The following is a 1,286-nucleotide window of genomic DNA, read 5'->3' as shown; positions in this document are numbered from 1 at the left end:
TTTCAGGCCGTAAGATACAGCCAGTAAATGTAAGTCATGATTGCCGAGTACGACTTTTGCGCTGTCACCGAGTGACTTTACGAAGCGCAGTGTTTCGAGTGATTTCGGGCCGCGAGCCACCAAATCTCCTGCGAGCCAAAGTTGGTCATGTTGAGTGGAAAAGTTGACGCGCTTGAGTAGCTGCTGTAGTTCGTCAAAACAGCCTTGGATGTCACCAACGATATAGGTAGCCACTGAGTCTCCAATTTTATTAATTTAAAACGTTCGGAATCGCTAAACGAAATGGCTCAATTTCAGTGATGAATTCCTGGCCTTTTTCATCCAGCATTTTGTAGTGTCCTTGCATGACACCAACAGGCGTTTCTAACGCTGTACCACTGCTGTAAGTGTATTCATCGTTGCTTGGAATAAACGGCTGCTGCCCAACAACACCTTCTCCCTCTACCGTCATTTGTTTACCGTTGGAATCGGTAATCAACCATCGGCGACTTATGAGCTGCACTGTCTGCTGGCTGAGGTTTTTAATGGTAATGACGTAGGCGAAAACAAAGCGTTGTAGCTCTGGATTGGATTGCTCTTCGATGTATTTGGTGTGAACTTGAATCTTGATGCAGGGTTGAATGACGTCCATGTGCACTCCTTGATAAACTTAATAATAAGCCAAACTGGCAAGGGTTTGGCTTATTGTTTGAGTTATTAGTGCTGCGGGTTGTCCGCTAGCCAGTTCGCCATCGCGACGAATTGTTGTAGCGTTAGGTTTTCTGGACGCATGCTTGGGTTTACACCTAGCTCTTCCAGAACTTCTGCGCTCAACAGAGATTTGTAGCAGTTACGCACGGTTTTACGGCGTTGGTTAAAGCCTTCACGACAAACTTGATCGAGTAAACGTAGATCTTTCGCTGGGCATGGTAGCTCTTCATAAGGTACTAGGCGAACAACAGCGGAGTCTACTTTCGGTGGCGGAACAAATGCGGTTGGTGGTACTTCTAGTACAGGTACAACTTTACAGTAGTACTGCGCCATTACCGTTAGGCGACCGTAAGCTTTACTACCCGGGCCTGCTGCCAAGCGATTCACCACTTCTTTTTGAAGCATAAAGTGCATGTCTTGAATGTCTTTATGGAATTCAAATAGGTGGAACATCAAAGGTGTAGAGATGTTGTACGGCAAGTTACCGAAGATACGCAGCTTGTTGTTTGGCTTCACTAACTGAGTGAAGTCAAAGCGCATTGCGTCGCCTTCATGAATCGTTAGTTTGTCTGCCAAATCAGGGTGGTTACGTAAAC

General features: G+C 46.0%; 3 protein-coding genes. All 3 read right to left on the bottom strand.

Features of this window, described 5'->3' with window-relative positions:
* A partial coding sequence (locus R7E00_RS23840; protein ID WP_318124720.1) for a metallophosphoesterase occupies positions 1 to 234 on the bottom strand: 234 nt, incomplete at its 3' end.
* 16 nt (positions 235 to 250) lie between these two features.
* Positions 251 to 631, bottom strand: a complete 381-nt coding sequence (gene apaG, locus R7E00_RS23835) for a Co2+/Mg2+ efflux protein ApaG (RefSeq protein ID WP_005459620.1) — start codon at positions 629 to 631, stop codon at positions 251 to 253.
* A 65-nt stretch (positions 632 to 696) separates the two neighbouring features.
* Positions 697 to 1,286: 16S rRNA (adenine(1518)-N(6)/adenine(1519)-N(6))-dimethyltransferase RsmA (gene rsmA / locus R7E00_RS23830; protein ID WP_318124718.1), on the bottom strand; the 590-nt coding region annotated here is incomplete at its 5' end.

Origin of the sequence: Vibrio sp. Vb1755, from assembly GCF_033338635.1 — a bacterium.
Taxonomy (GTDB): Bacteria; Pseudomonadota; Gammaproteobacteria; order Enterobacterales; family Vibrionaceae; genus Vibrio; species Vibrio alginolyticus.
Note: the sequence above shows the minus strand (reverse complement) of the source record. Positions and strands in the feature narration are given on the sequence as shown.

Excerpts from the sequence above, each read along its gene's own strand:
- apaG (WP_005459620.1), bottom strand. The coding sequence starts at position 631 with ATGGACGTCATTCAACCCTGCATCAAGATTCAAGTTCACACCAAATAC.